This window comes from Streptomyces sp. NPDC021115 (assembly GCF_044333065.1).
Lineage (GTDB): Bacteria > Actinomycetota > Actinomycetes > Streptomycetales > Streptomycetaceae > Streptomyces.
Genome location: NZ_JBIRQF010000002.1, coordinates 1 through 14697 on the forward strand (window position 1 = coordinate 1; position 14697 = coordinate 14697).

Genomic DNA, 14697 nt, shown 5'->3' on the forward strand with positions numbered 1-14697 from the left:
CCGCTACGAGAAGACCGCGACCATCTACCTGGCCGGACTCCACATCGCGGGCATCTTCCTTTGGTCAGCACGCTGATCCAAACGAAACTGCCTAGGCGTCCGTACACTCAGGTCATCGTTACATCAACATCGGGGGGACTGATGTTCCGACAAGCGGCGCCGGGCAGCCCGGCGCGGACGCGCCGACTGTGCGCGTGGGCGCTCGATTTCGTCGTCATCGGGGCGGTGGCCGTGCTGCTCGGCTGGTTCACCTTCCACCGCATCAGTGCCGAGGCGACCGACGTCACGAGCCTGGCCGGGACGAGCGCGTGGAAGGTCATCACCTCGGACGGCGACCTGGTGGGGGCGGGCCAGGGCGTCGGGGAGTCCCTGTGGCGCTTCGCGGTGAACTCCGTCTGGCAGGCCTTCGGGGCGCTGTTCCTGTTCGCCTTCGCCTATCACTTCCTTTCGCTCGCCCTGCTGAGCCGCACCCCGGGGCAGGCGTTGACGGCCCTGTCCGTCGTGCGGCGCGTTGACGGCGCCCGGCCCGGGCGGGGCCAGGCGGCCGTGCGCGCGACGGTGATCACCTTGGCCGATGTCGGCTGGTACGGGCTGGCCTGTTGCCTGCTGGCCGGGGGCGAGGTCGTGCTCTCCGTGCTGTGCTGGATCATCGCCGTGGCGTTCTTCGCCTGCAACGCGGGGCTGGCGCTGGTGGGCTCCCGAAGGTCGCTGGCCGACCGCCTGGCCGGGGTCACGGTCACCAGTACGTGGCGCCTCCCCGCCGCGCTCACCCGGATCGGCGGCGCGGTGCGGCAGCGCCAGTCGCTGGACGGACCCGCTTGACGCCGATCAGGGTGCGGTAGCGGGGGCGGGCGGCGAAGGCGCTCAGGGGCCATACGGCGGGGCGTCCCGCCTCGGCGCACAGGTGGAGGACCCGGTCGGGGGCGGCCCAGACGCCCACGTGGGCGCCGTACGCGTCGCCGGCGGCGTTGAAGAGCAGCAGGTCGAGGGGGCGGCGGGCCGCCGTGACGCGGGTCGTCGCCGCCGTGTCGGCCCACAGGTCGCTGGAGCGCAGGGCGGGCGGCTCCAGGCCGTAGTGGCGCAGCACCGCGTACGCGAACAGCTGGCAGTTCGCGCCCTCGGCGAGGTCCGGGCGCTCGGCGACCGCCGCGGAGCCGGGGAAGCGCGCGCCGACGTACGGGACGGACCAGAAGCGGTCCGGCAGCCGTGCGGCGAGGTCAGCGGTCATGGACCCATCCTGTCGTGCCGGGGGCGGGCCCGGAACCCGCGTTTCCGGCCCTGTCTTCAACAAAGTGTTGACGTCTTCGGGGGAAGCTCCTAGCTTTCGGGTGTGACTACCAGCGCTCCACCGGGCCTGGCCCGGTTCAACGCGGCGGGCCCGACGGACGTGGCCGCGCTGCTGTACGAGGTGTGCACCAGCCGGGCCTGGGGCGCGGCGGTGGCCGCCGGGCGGCCGTACCGCCACGTGGAGGCGGTGCTGGCGGCGTCCGACGCGGCCATGGCCGGGCTGACCGGCGCCGACCTCGCCGAGGCCATGGCCGGGCATCCGCCCATCGGGCGGCCGACGCCAGGCGACGCCACCTCGGCCCGCGAGCAGAGCGGGGTGGGGGACGAGCTGCGCGCGGAGCTGCTGGAGCTGAATCTCGCGTACCAGGAGCGCCACGGCCATGTGTTCCTGATCTGTGCCACCGGCCGCACCGGCGAGGAGATGCGCACCGCCCTCCGCCACCGGATCGGCAACGGCACGGCCACCGAACGCGAGATCGTCCGCACCGAACTGGGGAAGATCAATCGCATCCGGCTGACGAACCTCCTCACCGCGGAAGGAGAAGGGTGATGACGACCGCCACCACCGTGTCCACGCACATCCTGGACACCAGCCTCGGCCGCCCGGCCCCCGGCGTCCCCGTCGAGCTGGCGGCGCGCCCCGCGGGCGGTGCCGACTGGGCGGTGCACGCCGCCTCCCGCACCGACGCCGACGGCCGCTGCAAGGATCTGCCCGCCCTGCCCGAGGGCACCACCCAGGTGCGGCTGCGTTTCGAGACCGAGTCGCGCGGGCCCTTCTTCCCGGAGGTGACGGCCGTCTTCGCCGTCGAGCCCGGCGAGCACTACCACGTGCCGCTGCTGCTCACCCCGTTCGGCTACTCCGTATACCGAGGGAGTTGAGCCCGATGCCCATGCTCGGCCAGAACCAGTACGGCAAGGCGGAGACCCGCGTGGTCCGGATGGTGCGCGACGGCGACGTCCACCACATCAAGGACCTCAACGTCTCCGTCGCGCTCTCCGGCGACCTGGCGGACGTACACCGCCACGGCGACAACACCGGGGTCCTGCCGACCGACTCCATGAAGAACACGGTGTACGCCTTCGCCAAGAAGCACGGCGTCGACACCGCCGAACACTTCGGCATAGAGCTGGCCCGCCACTTCGTCGGCAGCCAGGAGGCGATCCGCACCGCCCGCGTGCGGATCGAGGAGTACGCCTGGGAGCGGATCGAGACCGGGGCCGAGGCCCGGCACTCCTTCGTCCGCGCCGGCCAGGAGACCCGTACCGCCCAGATCCACTACGACGGCCGGGACTGGGAAGTGCTCTCCGGCCTCCGCGACCTCACCGTCATGAACTCCACCGACTCCGAGTTCCACGGCTACGTCAAGGACCCGTACACGACCCTGCCGGAGACCCGCGACCGCATCCTCGCCACCGACGTGCACGCCCGCTGGCGCCACGGCTGGAGCGACGGCGCGCGGCCGGAGCCGGACTGGGACGCCGCGCACGAGGGGGCGCGCGCCGATCTGCTGGCCGCCTTCGCCGAGACGTACTCGCTCTCGCTCCAGCAGACGCTGTACGCGATGGGTACGCGCGTCATCGAGCGGCGCCCGGGGATCGACGAGATACGGCTGTCGCTGCCCAACAAGCACCACTTCCTGGTCGACCTGGCGCCCTTCGGCCTCACCAACGACAACGAGGTCTACATCGCCGCCGACCGGCCGTACGGGCTCATCGAGGCCACCGTCCTGCGGGACGGCGCCGAGCCCAGGATTCCCACCGACTGACCCCCGACAGGGAAGGGCCCCGCCCCGTGCACCGCATCGTCATCGAGAACTGCGCCGTCGCGACCGTGGACGCGCGCGGCACCGAGTACGCCTCGGGCCATGTCGTCGTCGCGGGCAACCGCATCGAGTCGGTGGGCCCGGGCTCCGCGCCGCGCGGCCTGGACGGGGTGGTGCGCCGGGTCGACGGCACCGGCCATCTCCTCACCCCGGGCCTGGTCAACACCCATCACCACTTCTACCAGTGGCTCACCCGCGGCCTCGCCCAGGACCACAACCTCTTCGACTGGCTGGTCGCGCTCTACCCCACCTGGGCCCGGATCGACGAGCCGATGGTGTACGCCGCCGCCCGCGGCTCCCTCGCGATGATGGTGCGCGGCGGCGTCACCACCGCCATGGACCACCACTACGTCTTCCCGCGCGGCGCGGGCGATCTGCTGGGCGCCGAGATCCGCGCGGCGCGCGAGCTGGGCGTGCGGTTCACCGCCGCGCGCGGCTCCATGGACCTCGGCAGCTCGGACGGCGGGCTGCCGCCGGACTTCGCCGTCGAGACCACCGAGGACGCCCTCGCGGCCACCGAGGCGGCCATCGACACCCACCACGACGCCTCGCCGGACGCGATGCTGCGGATCGTGGTCGCGCCCTGCTCGCCGTTCTCCGTCACCACCGAACTCATGCGGGAGAGCGCCGAGCTGGCGCGCCGCAAGGGCGTACGGCTGCATACCCACGGCTCGGAGACGGTCGAGGAGGAGTCGTTCTGCCACGAGCGGTTCGGGACGGGCCCGACCGACTACTTCGAGCGGACCGGCTGGCTCGGCGAGGACGTGTGGATGGCGCACTGCGTCCACATGAACGACTCCGACATCGCCGCCTTCGCCCGCACCGGCACCGGCGTCGCCCACTGCCCGTCGTCCAACGCCCGGCTCGCCGCCGGGATCGCCCGGGTGCCGGATCTGCTCGCCGCCGGGGTCCCGGTCGGGCTCGGCGTGGACGGCACCGCCTCGAACGAGTCCGGCGAACTCCACACCGAGCTGCGCAACGCGCTGCTGATCAACCGGCTCGGCGACCACCGCGAGCAGGCGCTGACGGTCCGCCAGGCGCTGCGGCTCGGCACCCACGGCGGGGCCAGGGTGCTGGGCCGCGAGGACGAGATCGGGTCGCTGGAGCCGGGCAAGCTGGCCGATCTGGTGCTGTGGAAGCTGGACGGCATCGGCCACTCGACCATCGCCGACCCGGTCGCCGCGCTGGTGCTGGGCCCGGCGGCGCCGGTGACGCTGTCGCTGGTGAACGGCGAGCCGGTGGTGGAGGCGGGGCGGCTGCTCACCGCCGACGAGGACGCCATCGCGCGCGACGCGCGGGACGAGGCACGGCGGCTGGCCCGCATCGCGGCCGAGGGGTGATACGTCGGAGGGGTCGGTCGGTACGGAGTGGTCGTACGGCGTCACCGGGGTGACTGTGGCGCTTTACGCCCCGTTGACATCCCACCTTTGCGGTTCTAGGTTCCGGTACGCGGCTGGCCAGCCCTCCTGTCCGACCCCTTAACGAGCACAGGAGCCGCCATGCGTGTGCCCGCACGGGCGTTATCCCTGTCCCGAGGTCTGAGCCTGCTGCTCGGCCTGTTCCTGGCGCTGACCCTCACCGGACCCTCCGCCACCGCCGTACCCCGTCCCGGTGTCGCCGCCGAGCCCGGTCCCGGCACCGACTACGCGGCCGACGACCCGTTCACCTCCGCCCGCACCGACTGGTGGCGGCAGGACCGGTTCGGGATGTTCATCCACTTCGGCGCGTACTCGCAAGCGGAGGGCGAGTACACCCGGCCCGACGGCACCGTCTGCCGGGACGCGGAGTGGATCAAGCGGAACTGCCAGATCCCGATGAGCGCGTACGAGGACATGGCGCAGGGCTTCAACCCCTCGTCCTTCGACGCGGAGGCCGTCGTCAAGGCGGCCAAGGACGCCGGTCAGCGCTACATCGTCATCACGTCCAAGCACCACGACGGATACGCGATGTGGCCGACGAAGCAGAACACCTGGAACCTGCGCGACCACTCCTCGTTCGACAAGCGGCGCGACATCCTCGCCGAGCTGAAGAAGGCCGCCGACCGGGCCGGGATCAAGCTCGGCTTCTACTACTCGATCTGGGACTGGCACGACCCCGACTTCGCCGACCCGGCCACCTTCCCGCAGTACAAGAAGCGGATGTACGCGCAGCTCAAAGAGCTGATCGACGGCTATGACCCGGCGCTGCTGTGGTTCGACGGCGAATGGGACGCGGACAACCCGACCAACCCCTGGTCCCCGAAGGACGGCGAACAGCTCGAATCGTATCTGCGCGGTCTCGACCCGGATCTGGTCGTCAACAACCGGGTCGGCAAGCGCCGCGTCGTGGACGGCGACTACGGCACCCCCGAGCAGGAGATCCCGGACGCCCCGGTGGACGGCCAGCTGTGGGAGTCCTGCATGACCCTGAACGGCCACTGGGGATTCGCCAAGTACGACCAGAACTGGAAGTCGCCCCAGACCCTCACCCGCAACCTCCTCGCCATCGCCAGCCGCGGCGGCAACTACCTGCTCAACGTCGGCCCCGACAAGTTCGGCCGGATACCCCAGCCGTCCGTCGACCGGCTGCGCGAGATCGGCTCCTGGCTGCGGACGTCCGGTCAGGGCCGGGCCGTGTACGGCGCGGGGGACGCCGGGCTGGTGGCCGAGCCGACGTGGGGAGCGGTCAGCCGGTCAGGGAACAGGCTCTACGCGTCCGTCACGTCCTGGCCCACCGCCGGGCAGCCCCTCCACCTCACCGCGAAGGCGCCGTTCGAGGTGACCGGGGCGCGGGTGCTGGGCAGCGGGCAGAAGGTCACGGTCAGGGCGGCCGGGGACGGCTACGACCTCATCCCGTCCGGCGGGCCGGTGAACACCACCGCGTCCGTGATCGAGCTGACGGTCAAGCCGTCCGGGGCGTCCGTGCCCCCGGGCAAGGGCACGGGGCTGCGGCAGGAGGTGTTCGCGAACGACACCTTCACCGGGCCGCCGGCCGTCACCCGGACCGACCCGGCCGTCAACCACGCCTGGCGCTCCGCCGGTTCGCCGGACGCCCGGGTCCCGGCCGACCGCTTCAGCGTCCGCTGGACCGGCTCGCTCGTGCCCCGCTACAGCCAGACGTACACGCTCACCACGGTCTCCGACGACACGGCCCGGGTGTGGATCGACGGCAAGCTCGTCATCGACAGCACCACCCCGCACACGGCGAAGGTCGACAAGGCGACCGTCGCCCTGCGGGCCGGGCAGCGCCACGCCATCAAGATCGAGTACACCGAGCAGACCGGTGAGGCGCATATGAAGCTGCTGTGGTCCAGCCCCGACCAGCCGCAGCAGATCGTGCCGCGAAGCCAGCTCTTCACGTCGTAAGGGCCGTAAAGGGGCCCCGGGAACGCGTCCCGGGGCCCCTTGTCGCCTACGTGCGAGCGCTCAGTCCAGCAGCTCGTACGCGGGCAGCGTGAGGAAGGCCGCGTAGTCCTCGTCCAGCGCGACCTTCAGCAGCAGGTCGTGCGCCTGCTGCCAGCGGCCGGCCGCGAACGCCTCCGGGCCGACCTCCTCGCGGATCGCGGCCAGCTCCTCGGCGGCGACCGTGCGCACCAGGTCGGCGGTGGCCTTCTCGCCGTCCTCGAAGATCACTCCGGCGTTGATCCACTGCCAGATCTGGGAGCGGGAGATCTCCGCGGTGGCGGCGTCCTCCATCAGGTTGAAGATGGCGACGGCGCCGAGGCCGCGCAGCCACGCCTCGATGTAGCGGGTGCCGACCTGGACGGCGTTGCGCAGGCCGTCGAAGGTGGGCTTGGCGTCCACCGAGGCGATGTCGATCAGCTCGCCCGCCGTGACCCGGACGTCCTCGCGCAGCCGGTCCTTCTGGTGCGGGCGCTCGCCGAGGACGGCGTCGAAGGACTCGCGGGCGACCGGGACCAGGTCGGGGTGGGCGACCCACGAGCCGTCGAAGCCGTCGTTCGCCTCGCGGTCCTTGTCGGCCCGCACCTTGTCGAACGCGACCGCGTTGATCTCGGCGTCCCGGCGCGAGGGGATGAAGGCCGCCATGCCGCCGATCGCGTGGGCGCCCCGCTTGTGGCAGGTGCGGACCAGCAGTTCGGTGTAGGCGCGCATGAACGGCGCGGTCATCGTCACCGCGTTGCGGTCGGGCAGGACGAACGCGGGGCCCGCGTCGCGGAAGTTCTTCACGATGGAGAACAGATAGTCCCAGCGGCCCGCGTTGAGCCCGGAGGCGTGGTCGCGCAGCTCGTACAGGATCTCGTCCATCTCGTACGCGGCCGTGATCGTCTCGATGAGCACCGTGGCGCGGATGCTCCCTTGCGGAACGCCCACGTAGTCCTGCGCGAAGACGAAGATGTCGTTCCAGAGGCGGGCCTCCAGGTGCGACTCGGTCTTCGGCAGGTAGAAGTACGGGCCCTTGCCCAGGTCGAGCAGGCGGCGTGCGTTGTGGAAGAAGTACAGACCGAAGTCGACCAGCCCGCCGGGCACCGGGCGGCCCTCCGCGTCCCGCAGATGGCGTTCGTCCAGGTGCCAGCCGCGCGGCCGGGCGACGACGGTGGCCAGCTCCTCGGCGGGGCGCAGCGCGTAGCTCTTGCCCTCGGGGGTGCTGAAGTCGATCCGGCGCTCATACGCGTCGGTCAGGTTCAGCTGGCCGCCGATCACGTTCGCCCAGGTGGGGGCGGAGGCGTCCTCGAAGTCGGCGAGCCAGACCTTGGCGCCCGAGTTGAGCGCGTTGATCGTCATCTTGCGGTCGGTGGGACCGGTGATCTCCACCCGGCGGTCCTGGAGCGCGGACGGGGCCTCCGCCACGCGCCAGTCCGGGTCCTCGCGGATGTGCGCGGTCTCCGGCAGGAAGTCCAGCGAGCTGGTACGGGCGATCTCCGCCCGTCGCTCGGCGCGGCGGGTGAGCAGCTCGTCGCGGCGAGGGGTGAAGCGGTGATGCAGCTCGGCCAGGAAGGCCAGGGCCGCGTCGGTCAGCACCTCTCCCTGACGCTCCAGCGGCTCGGCGTCGACGATGGCCAGCGGGGACGGCGCTGGTGCGGACATGGGCGTTCACTCCTAGGTCGATAGCAATTCTGGATATTAATTTCCTCATCGTGGAAGTTCAATCGGTTGTCGATGTGAAACTCACTGCATAGGGGGCATAGGGGGCTCACTGTGCGGGAGGTCACCGCAGCAGCGCCAGATCCTCGGGGGTGTCGATGTCGTCCACGCGGGCGATGTCCGCGCAGTCGACCCGGGTGATCTCGGCCTGATGTGCCCTCAGATACGCGCGTGCCCCGCGATCCCCCTCCGCACTCGCCGCGACCTCGGCCCACCGGTCGGCGCCGAACAGCACCGGATGCCCCCGCTCGGCGCCGTACACCGCCGTCACCAGGCTCCCCACCGGGTTTCCCGCCGCGCCGCAGGCGGCCCGTACGCGCGCCACCGCCGGTGCCCCGATCCCTGGCTGGTCCACCAGCGTGACCAGCACCGCGCGCGCCCCCGTGGCGCGCAGCGAGGCCAGCCCGGCCCGCAGCGAGGTGCCCATGCCGTCCGCCCAGTCGGGGTTGTCGACCAGGACGCACCCCGGCAGCTCGGCCCGCTCACGTACCTCTGCGGCGGCGGCACCCAGCACGATGTGCACCGGTGCGCAGCCGCCCTCCCGCAGCGCGCGCGCCGCGTGCTCCACCAGCGGCCTGCCCCGGTACTCCAGCAGCGCCTTGGCCCGCCCGCCCAGCCGCCGTCCCCCGCCCGCCGCCAGCAGCAACCCGGCGACCTGCGCGTTGTCCTCAGTGGTGCGATCCATGACCCCTGCTTACCGCACCAGGGCGCCGCGTGGACGGTTCATCCCAGCCGGTCTGATTTTCGCTCTCCGTATGGCGCACTGCGCACACGGTGGCGTTAACTGATCCGCAGCCCCTTGTGTCCGATTCGACGTCCGGAGGGGCAGGGGAGAGGGAGGGCCGGCTCGTGCAGCCGCGCGCGAGGGGGAGAAGGGCCGTGTTGTCCGACGTGGAGGGCGCCGCAGTGGCGTGCACCGAGGAAGACCCGAGGGTGGCGGAGCTGCGCCTTGCCGTGGCCCGGCTCAGGCGTGACCTGGCCGCCCACCCGGCGGAATTACCGGACCGGGCGATCGCGGACGACGAGCTGGCCGCACTCGACGCCATGGCCCGCACGGGCAGCCCCGAACTGCACCGCCTCCGCCGCTCGCTGCTCCTGGTGGCGGGCGCCCTGGGCTCGGTCAGCGCCCTGAATCCGTCCCTGCGGGCGGTCCGCTCGGCGATCGACCTCTTCGGTACGGTGTCGCGCTAGCGTCCGCCTCAGGTGCCGCCTCAGGTGCCGCCTCAGGTGCCGTCCGTGCTGGCCAGGGCGGCCGACAGGTCGACGGCGACCTCCTTCAGGATCGGGACGATCTCCTTCGTGGCCTCGTCCGTCACCCGGCCCGCCGGGCCGGAGATCGAGATGGCGGCCGCCGTGGGGGAGTCCGGTACGGGCACGGCCAGGCAGCGCACGCCCATCTCCTGCTCGTTGTCGTCCACCGCGTACCCCGTCTCGCGCACCAGCCGCAGCGCGTCCAGGAACTCGTCCGGCGAGGTGATCGTCTTCTTCGTCGCGGCGGGCATGCCGGTCCTGGCCAGGAGGGCGCGTACCTCGTCCGGGGGCGTGCTGGCCAGCAGCGCCTTGCCGACGCCGGTGCTGTGCGGCAGGACCCGCCGCCCGACCTCGGTGAACATGCGCATGGAGTGGCGGGACGGCACCTGCGCGACGTAGACCACCTCGTCCCCGTCCAGCAGCGCCATGTTCGCGGTCTCGCCGGTCTCCTCCACCAAGCGCGCCAGATACGGCCGCGCCCAGGTGCCCAGCAGCCGGGCCGAGCTTTCGCCGAGCCGGATCAGCCGGGGGCCGAGCGCGTACCGGCGGTTGGGCTGCTGGCGTACGTAACCGCAGGCCACCAGCGTGCGCATCAGCCGGTGGATGGTGGGCAGCGGGAGGCCGCTGCTGCCGGACAGCTCGCTCAGCCCGACCTCGCCCCCGGCGTCCGCCATCCGCTCCAGAAGGTCGAAGGCGCGCTCCAGGGACTGGACGCCGCCGGCGTTGGCGGCGGCGGTCTTGGACTCGGCGGACGGCACGTCGGCGTTTCCTTTCGCAGCGGGCGGCACCGGTCTCGCGCCCGCGTCGGATACCGCGGCCGACCGGCCTTCGGAAGCCTACCGGTCCCTCCCGGTGCCACGTTCTACGTATCGAAAATCCACTTTCATGCTACGGAATCGAACGGGGGTGCCTGGGAAGTCTTGACCAGATCGGAGGAGAAGGGAAGACTTCGAACGGAAAACATATTCCGTTTTACGGAAACATCGAGGGGAGCTGGGGTGCCCGATCCGGACCCGGACCTGAACCCGGACCTGCTGCTGCGGTCGACGCGCGTCATCACTCCGGAGGGCCAGCGCGCCGCCTCCGTCGCCGTCGCCGAGGGCCGCATCCTGGCCGTCCTGCCGTACGACACCGGCCCCGGCGCCCACCGGTCAGGGGCGCGGATCGAAGACCTCGGCGACGACGTCCTCCTCCCCGGGCTCGTCGACACCCACGTCCACGTCAACGACCCCGGCCGCACCGACTGGGAGGGCTTCGCCAGCGCCACCCGCGCCGCCGCGGCGGGCGGCGTGACCACCCTGGTCGACATGCCCCTCAACAGCATCCCGCCCACCACCACCGTCGAGGCGCTGGAGATCAAGCGGGACGTCGCCCGCCCGGCCGCCCACATCGACGTCGGCTTCTGGGGCGGCGCCATCCCCGGCAACACAGCCGATCTGCGGCCGCTCCACGACGCCGGGGTCCTCGGCTTCAAGTGCTTCCTGCTGCACTCCGGTGTGGACGAGTTCCCGCAGCTGGACCCCTCCGGGCTCAAGGCCGCCCTCGGCGAGATCGCGGGCTTCGGCGGGCTGCTCATCGTCCACGCCGAGGACCCGCAGCTGATCGACGGCGCCCCGCCGCCCAGCGGCCCGCGCTACGCCGACTTCCTCGCCTCCCGCCCGCGCGCCGCCGAGAACCGGGCCATCGAGGGCCTGATCGGCCTCGCCCGCGAGCTGGACGCCCGGGTCCACGTGCTGCATCTGTCGTCCGCTGAGTCCCTGCCGCTCATCGCGGCCGCCCGCCGCGAGGGCGTCCGGGTCACTGTCGAGACCTGTCCGCACTTCCTCACCCTCACCGCCGAGGAGGTCCCGGACGGCGCCACCGAGTTCAAGTGCTGCCCGCCGATACGCGAGGCGGCCAATCAGGACGCGCTGTGGCAGGGCATGGCCGACGGCACCATCGACTGCGTCGTCTCCGACCACTCGCCGTGCACCGCGGACCTCAAGACCGACGACTTCGGGCTGGCCTGGGGCGGTATCTCGTCCCTCCAGCTCGGCCTGCCCGCCATCTGGACCGAGGCCCGCCGCCGCGGCCACACCCTCACCGACGTCGCGCGGTGGATGTCCACCGCCCCCGCCGCCCTGGTCGGGCTGCGCCAGAAGGGCGCCATCGAGGCGGGCCGGGACGCCGACTTCGCCGTCCTGGCGCCCGACGACACGTTCTGCGTCGACCCCGTCGCCCTCCACCACCGCAACCAGGTCACCGCGTACGCCGGGAAGACGCTGCACGGCGTCGTACGGTCCACCTGGCTGCGCGGCCGCAAGATCGCCGACCACGGCGCACCGACCGATCCCCTCCCGACCGGCCGTCTTCTGGAAAGGCTCCCCCGCGTATGACCGCGCCGACCCCCCACTACACCGGCGACGCCCTCCCGTACGGCGGCGGCGACCCGTACGCCGACTACCGCACCGCCGACTTCCCCTTCGACCGGTTCCCCGACCTCGCCGACCGGCGGCTCGGCGGAAGCGTGATCGCCGCGAACGACGAGTTCTTCGCCGAACGCGAGAACCTGCTGCGGCCCGAGCCGCCGCACTTCGACCCCGCCGCCTTCGGCCACAAGGGCAAGGTCATGGACGGCTGGGAGACCCGGCGCCGCCGCGGGGCCTCCGCCGAGACCCCGCACCCCACGGACGAGGACCACGACTGGGCCCTGATCCGGCTGGGCGCGCCGGGCGTCGTCCACGGCCTCGTCGTCGACACCGCCCACTTCCGCGGCAACTACCCGCAGGCGGTGAGCGTGGAGGCCGCCTCGGTGCCGGGCACCCCGTCCCCGGCGGACCTGCTCGCCGACGACACCGAGTGGACGACCCTCGTCCCCCGCACCCCCGTCGGCGGCCACGCGGCCAACGGCTTCCCCGTCTCCGTACCCCGCCGCTTCACCCATCTGCGGCTCAAGCAGCACCCCGACGGCGGCGTCGCCCGGCTCCGCGTCCACGGCGAGGTCGTCCCCGACCCGGCCTGGCTCACCGCCCTCGGCACCTTCGACCTGGCCGCCCTGGAGAACGGCGGCGCGGCCGAGGACGCCTCCGACCGCTTCTTCTCCCCGCCCGCCAACTCCATCCAGCCGGGCCGCTCCCGCAAGATGGACGAGGGCTGGGAGACCCGCCGCCGCCGCGACCGCGGCAACGACTGGGTCCGCTACCGCCTCACCGAACAGGCCCGGATCCGCGCCGTCGAGATCGACACCGGCTGCTACAAGGGCAACGCCGCAGGCTGGGCCGCCCTGTACGGCCGCGACGCCACCGCGGACCCGGACAGCCCCTGGACCGAGCTCCTGCCCCGCAGCCCCCTCCAGCCGGACACCGTCCACCGCTTCCTCCTCCACGAGGCCCCGCCGGTGACCCACGTCCGCATGGACATCTATCCGGACGGCGGCGTCGCCCGCCTCCACCTCCACGGCTCCCTGACGGCCGACGGCGCGAAGCGGCTGGCCGCGCGGTACGAGGAGCTGGGCGGGGCGTAGCCCCCTGCCGGGTCAGGCCCTGGCGCCGCCGTCCACCCTGAGCACCGTGCCGGTCACGAACGAGGCGCGGTCGCTCAGGAGCCAGGCGGCGGCCTGGGCGATCTCCTCCGGGTCGGCCGTGCGGCCCAGCGGGGTGTGCGCCGTGAGCCGCTCCAGGAGACCGGGCGAATTCGCTTCCCAGGTGCGGATCATCTCGGTCAGCGTGGAGCCGGGCGCGATGGCGTTGACCCGGATGCCCTCAGGGCCGTAGGTGACGGCGGCCGACTCGGTGAGGCTGTTCACCGCCCGCTTCATCGCCCCGTAGGCGGGCAGTTCGGGGTTGCCGCGCAGGCTGCCGATGCTGGAGTTGTTGACGATGGCGCCCGCCCCCGCGGTGGCCCGGATGGCGGCGATCTCGGCGGCCATGGCCAGCCACGGGCCCTTGAGGTTCACGGCGTAGAGGTGGTCGAAGTCGGCCTCCGGCACCTGGTCCATCGGACCGGGCGGAGTGATCGTCGCGCCGTTGTTGAAGGCCACGTCGAGCCGTCCGTACCGCTCCACGGCCCGGTCCACGGCGGCGCGCACGCTCGCCGCGTCGGCCAGATCGCACACCACGTAGTCGGCGCTGCCACCCGCCGCCCGTACCTCCTCGGTGACGGCCTTCAGCTGGTCCTCCGTACGGGCCGCCAGCAGCACCCGGGCGCCCTCCCGGGCGAACAGCCGCGCCGCGGCGGCGCCGATGCCGCGCCCGGCACCGGTGATGAAGGCGACCTTGCCGGACAGCAGGCCCGGCGCCTCGGTTTCGTTGGTCCGTGTGTTGTCCATGGCAGCGAGCCTGCGTCCGGCCGCGGAACCCATCCAGGCACCGGCGGTACCTGGATACGCCCCACGGCCCCGCGCACACTGGGGCCGTGGACAGACGAGAACTGGCGGCCTTCCTGCGCAGCAGGCGCGAGCGGATCACCCCCGCCGAGGTGGGGCTGCCCGCCGGGCCGCGCCGCCGCACCCCGGGGCTGCGCCGCGAGGAGGCGGCGCAGCTCGCGTTCATCTCCACCGAGTACTACACCCGGCTCGAACAGGCCCGCGGCCCGCGCCCGTCGCGCGAGGTGCTGGCCGGGCTGGCCCGGGCCCTGCGCCTGTCGGACGCCGAACGCGACCACCTCCACCACCTCGCGGGCGCGCCGCCGGGCCCGCCGCCCGGGCCCTCGCGCGAGGTGCCGCGGAGCATCCTCGACCTGCTGCACCGGCTGCCGCAGGCCGCCGCGATCGTGACGTCCGCGACGTACGAGGTGCTGGCCTGGAACGACCTCGCCGCCGCCCTCATGGAGGACTTCTCCGCGGTGCCGCCGCGCGACCGCAACCTGGCACGCCGCGCCTTCCTCGGACCGAACCCGGGGGAACGGCGGCTGTACGGCGTGTCGGACGTGGACGCGTTCGCCCGCACCGTGGCCCAGCGCCTGCGCGCCACCGCCGCCCGCTACCCCGACGATCCCGAGGTGACCCAGCTGGTGCGTGATCTCCGCGCCGGGAGCGAGGAGTTCACTCGGCTGTGGGCCTCCCACGACGTGTGCGCCCAGCCGACCCTGTGCAAGACCTTCCAGCACCCGCTGGTCGGCCGCATCAGCGTCAACTGCGATGCCCTCGACATCACCGACCGGGACCAGCGGGTCGTGATCTACACCGCGACCCCGGGGTCCTCGTCCGAGGAGGCGCTGCGGCTGCTGTCGGTCATCGGCACCCAGCGCATGGACGTGAGCGGCTGACCCCCGCCTAT

The 14697-nt window shown here is 72.5% G+C and carries 15 protein-coding genes; 10 read left to right on the top strand and 5 right to left on the bottom strand.

Features of this window, described 5'->3' with window-relative positions; translation table 11 throughout:
* Positions 1–141 precede the first annotated feature (141 nt).
* Entirely contained in the window at positions 142–822 is a 681-nt protein-coding gene (locus tag ACH4TL_RS05660) for an RDD family protein (protein WP_398311472.1), read from the top strand.
* Here ACH4TL_RS05660 and ACH4TL_RS05665 read toward each other — a convergent pair.
* Positions 767–1228 (bottom strand): hydrolase, encoded by a 462-nt coding sequence (locus ACH4TL_RS05665; protein ID WP_398311469.1) that lies wholly within the window; start codon positions 1226–1228, stop codon positions 767–769. The two genes, ACH4TL_RS05660 and ACH4TL_RS05665, sit on opposite strands and share 56 nt — an antisense overlap.
* 102 nt (positions 1229–1330) lie before the next feature.
* Here ACH4TL_RS05665 and uraD point away from each other — a divergent pair, with 102 nt between their 5' ends.
* From uraD to ACH4TL_RS05690, 5 genes are all read left to right on the top strand, one after another.
* Positions 1331–1837: a 2-oxo-4-hydroxy-4-carboxy-5-ureidoimidazoline decarboxylase gene (uraD, locus tag ACH4TL_RS05670; RefSeq protein WP_398311466.1), complete on the top strand. Its 507-nt coding sequence runs from the start codon at positions 1331–1333 to the stop codon at positions 1835–1837.
* On the top strand, positions 1837–2166 hold the full coding sequence (gene uraH, locus ACH4TL_RS05675; RefSeq protein ID WP_398311462.1) for a hydroxyisourate hydrolase: 330 nt from the start codon (positions 1837–1839) through the stop codon (positions 2164–2166). The genes uraD and uraH overlap by 1 nt, the downstream gene beginning before the upstream one ends.
* A 5-nt stretch (positions 2167–2171) precedes the next feature.
* Positions 2172–3053 carry a factor-independent urate hydroxylase gene (pucL, locus tag ACH4TL_RS05680; RefSeq protein ID WP_398311459.1) on the top strand — a complete coding sequence of 294 codons (882 nt, stop codon included), beginning with the start codon at positions 2172–2174 and terminating at the stop codon, positions 3051–3053.
* A 26-nt stretch (positions 3054–3079) separates the two neighbouring features.
* Complete coding sequence (locus ACH4TL_RS05685) at positions 3080–4450, top strand: 8-oxoguanine deaminase (RefSeq protein WP_398311456.1); 1371 nt, start codon at positions 3080–3082, stop codon at positions 4448–4450.
* Positions 4451–4609: 159 nt separating this feature from the next.
* On the top strand, positions 4610–6454 hold the full coding sequence (locus tag ACH4TL_RS05690) for an alpha-L-fucosidase (protein WP_398311453.1): 1845 nt from the start codon (positions 4610–4612) through the stop codon (positions 6452–6454).
* Positions 6455–6514: 60 nt separating this feature from the next.
* On the opposite strand, the gene aceB is transcribed toward ACH4TL_RS05690, so the two are convergent.
* Together aceB and ACH4TL_RS05700 are read right to left on the bottom strand one after the other, a co-directional pair.
* A complete protein-coding gene (gene aceB / locus ACH4TL_RS05695; protein ID WP_398311450.1) occupies positions 6515–8134 on the bottom strand; it encodes a malate synthase A in 1620 nt (539 codons plus the stop codon).
* A 121-nt stretch (positions 8135–8255) separates the two neighbouring features.
* On the bottom strand, positions 8256–8876 hold the full coding sequence (locus tag ACH4TL_RS05700; RefSeq protein ID WP_398311447.1) for an NTP transferase domain-containing protein: 621 nt from the start codon (positions 8874–8876) through the stop codon (positions 8256–8258).
* A gap of 194 nt (positions 8877–9070) precedes the next feature.
* On the opposite strand from ACH4TL_RS05700, the gene ACH4TL_RS05705 reads away from it, so the two are divergent.
* A complete protein-coding gene (locus tag ACH4TL_RS05705; RefSeq protein ID WP_398311444.1) occupies positions 9071–9382 on the top strand; it encodes a DUF5955 family protein in 312 nt (103 codons plus the stop codon).
* A gap of 32 nt (positions 9383–9414) precedes the next feature.
* On the opposite strand, the gene ACH4TL_RS05710 is transcribed toward ACH4TL_RS05705, so the two are convergent.
* Positions 9415–10200 carry an IclR family transcriptional regulator gene (locus tag ACH4TL_RS05710; RefSeq protein ID WP_398311441.1) on the bottom strand — a complete coding sequence of 262 codons (786 nt, stop codon included), beginning with the start codon at positions 10198–10200 and terminating at the stop codon, positions 9415–9417.
* A 240-nt stretch (positions 10201–10440) separates the two neighbouring features.
* Here ACH4TL_RS05710 and allB point away from each other — a divergent pair, with 240 nt between their 5' ends.
* Both allB and alc read left to right on the top strand, forming a co-directional pair.
* Positions 10441–11817: an allantoinase AllB gene (gene allB, locus ACH4TL_RS05715; protein WP_398311438.1), complete on the top strand. Its 1377-nt coding sequence runs from the start codon at positions 10441–10443 to the stop codon at positions 11815–11817.
* Positions 11814–12944 (top strand): allantoicase, encoded by a 1131-nt coding sequence (gene alc / locus ACH4TL_RS05720; RefSeq protein WP_398311435.1) that lies wholly within the window; start codon positions 11814–11816, stop codon positions 12942–12944. The genes allB and alc overlap by 4 nt, the downstream gene beginning before the upstream one ends.
* Positions 12945–12956: 12 nt before the next feature.
* Here the strand turns inward: alc and ACH4TL_RS05725 are convergent, their stop codons facing one another.
* Entirely contained in the window at positions 12957–13748 is a 792-nt protein-coding gene (locus ACH4TL_RS05725) for an SDR family NAD(P)-dependent oxidoreductase (protein ID WP_398311432.1), read from the bottom strand.
* Between the two features lie 86 nt (positions 13749–13834).
* Between ACH4TL_RS05725 and ACH4TL_RS05730 the strand changes: the two genes are divergently transcribed.
* Complete coding sequence (locus ACH4TL_RS05730; RefSeq protein WP_398311428.1) at positions 13835–14686, top strand: helix-turn-helix transcriptional regulator; 852 nt, start codon at positions 13835–13837, stop codon at positions 14684–14686.
* The last annotated feature ends 11 nt before the right edge of the window (positions 14687–14697 follow it).

Coding starts and splice junctions, on each gene's coding strand:
- alc (WP_398311435.1), top strand. CDS start 11,814: ATGACCGCGCCGACCCCCCACTACACCGGCGACGCCCTCCCGTACGGC.
- aceB (WP_398311450.1), bottom strand. CDS start 8,134: ATGTCCGCACCAGCGCCGTCCCCGCTGGCCATCGTCGACGCCGAGCCG.
- ACH4TL_RS05700 (WP_398311447.1), bottom strand. CDS start 8,876: ATGGATCGCACCACTGAGGACAACGCGCAGGTCGCCGGGTTGCTGCTG.
- ACH4TL_RS05725 (WP_398311432.1), bottom strand. CDS start 13,748: ATGGACAACACACGGACCAACGAAACCGAGGCGCCGGGCCTGCTGTCC.
- pucL (WP_398311459.1), top strand. CDS start 2,172: ATGCCCATGCTCGGCCAGAACCAGTACGGCAAGGCGGAGACCCGCGTG.
- uraH (WP_398311462.1), top strand. CDS start 1,837: ATGACGACCGCCACCACCGTGTCCACGCACATCCTGGACACCAGCCTC.
- ACH4TL_RS05660 (WP_398311472.1), top strand. CDS start 142: ATGTTCCGACAAGCGGCGCCGGGCAGCCCGGCGCGGACGCGCCGACTG.
- ACH4TL_RS05665 (WP_398311469.1), bottom strand. CDS start 1,228: ATGACCGCTGACCTCGCCGCACGGCTGCCGGACCGCTTCTGGTCCGTC.
- ACH4TL_RS05690 (WP_398311453.1), top strand. CDS start 4,610: ATGCGTGTGCCCGCACGGGCGTTATCCCTGTCCCGAGGTCTGAGCCTG.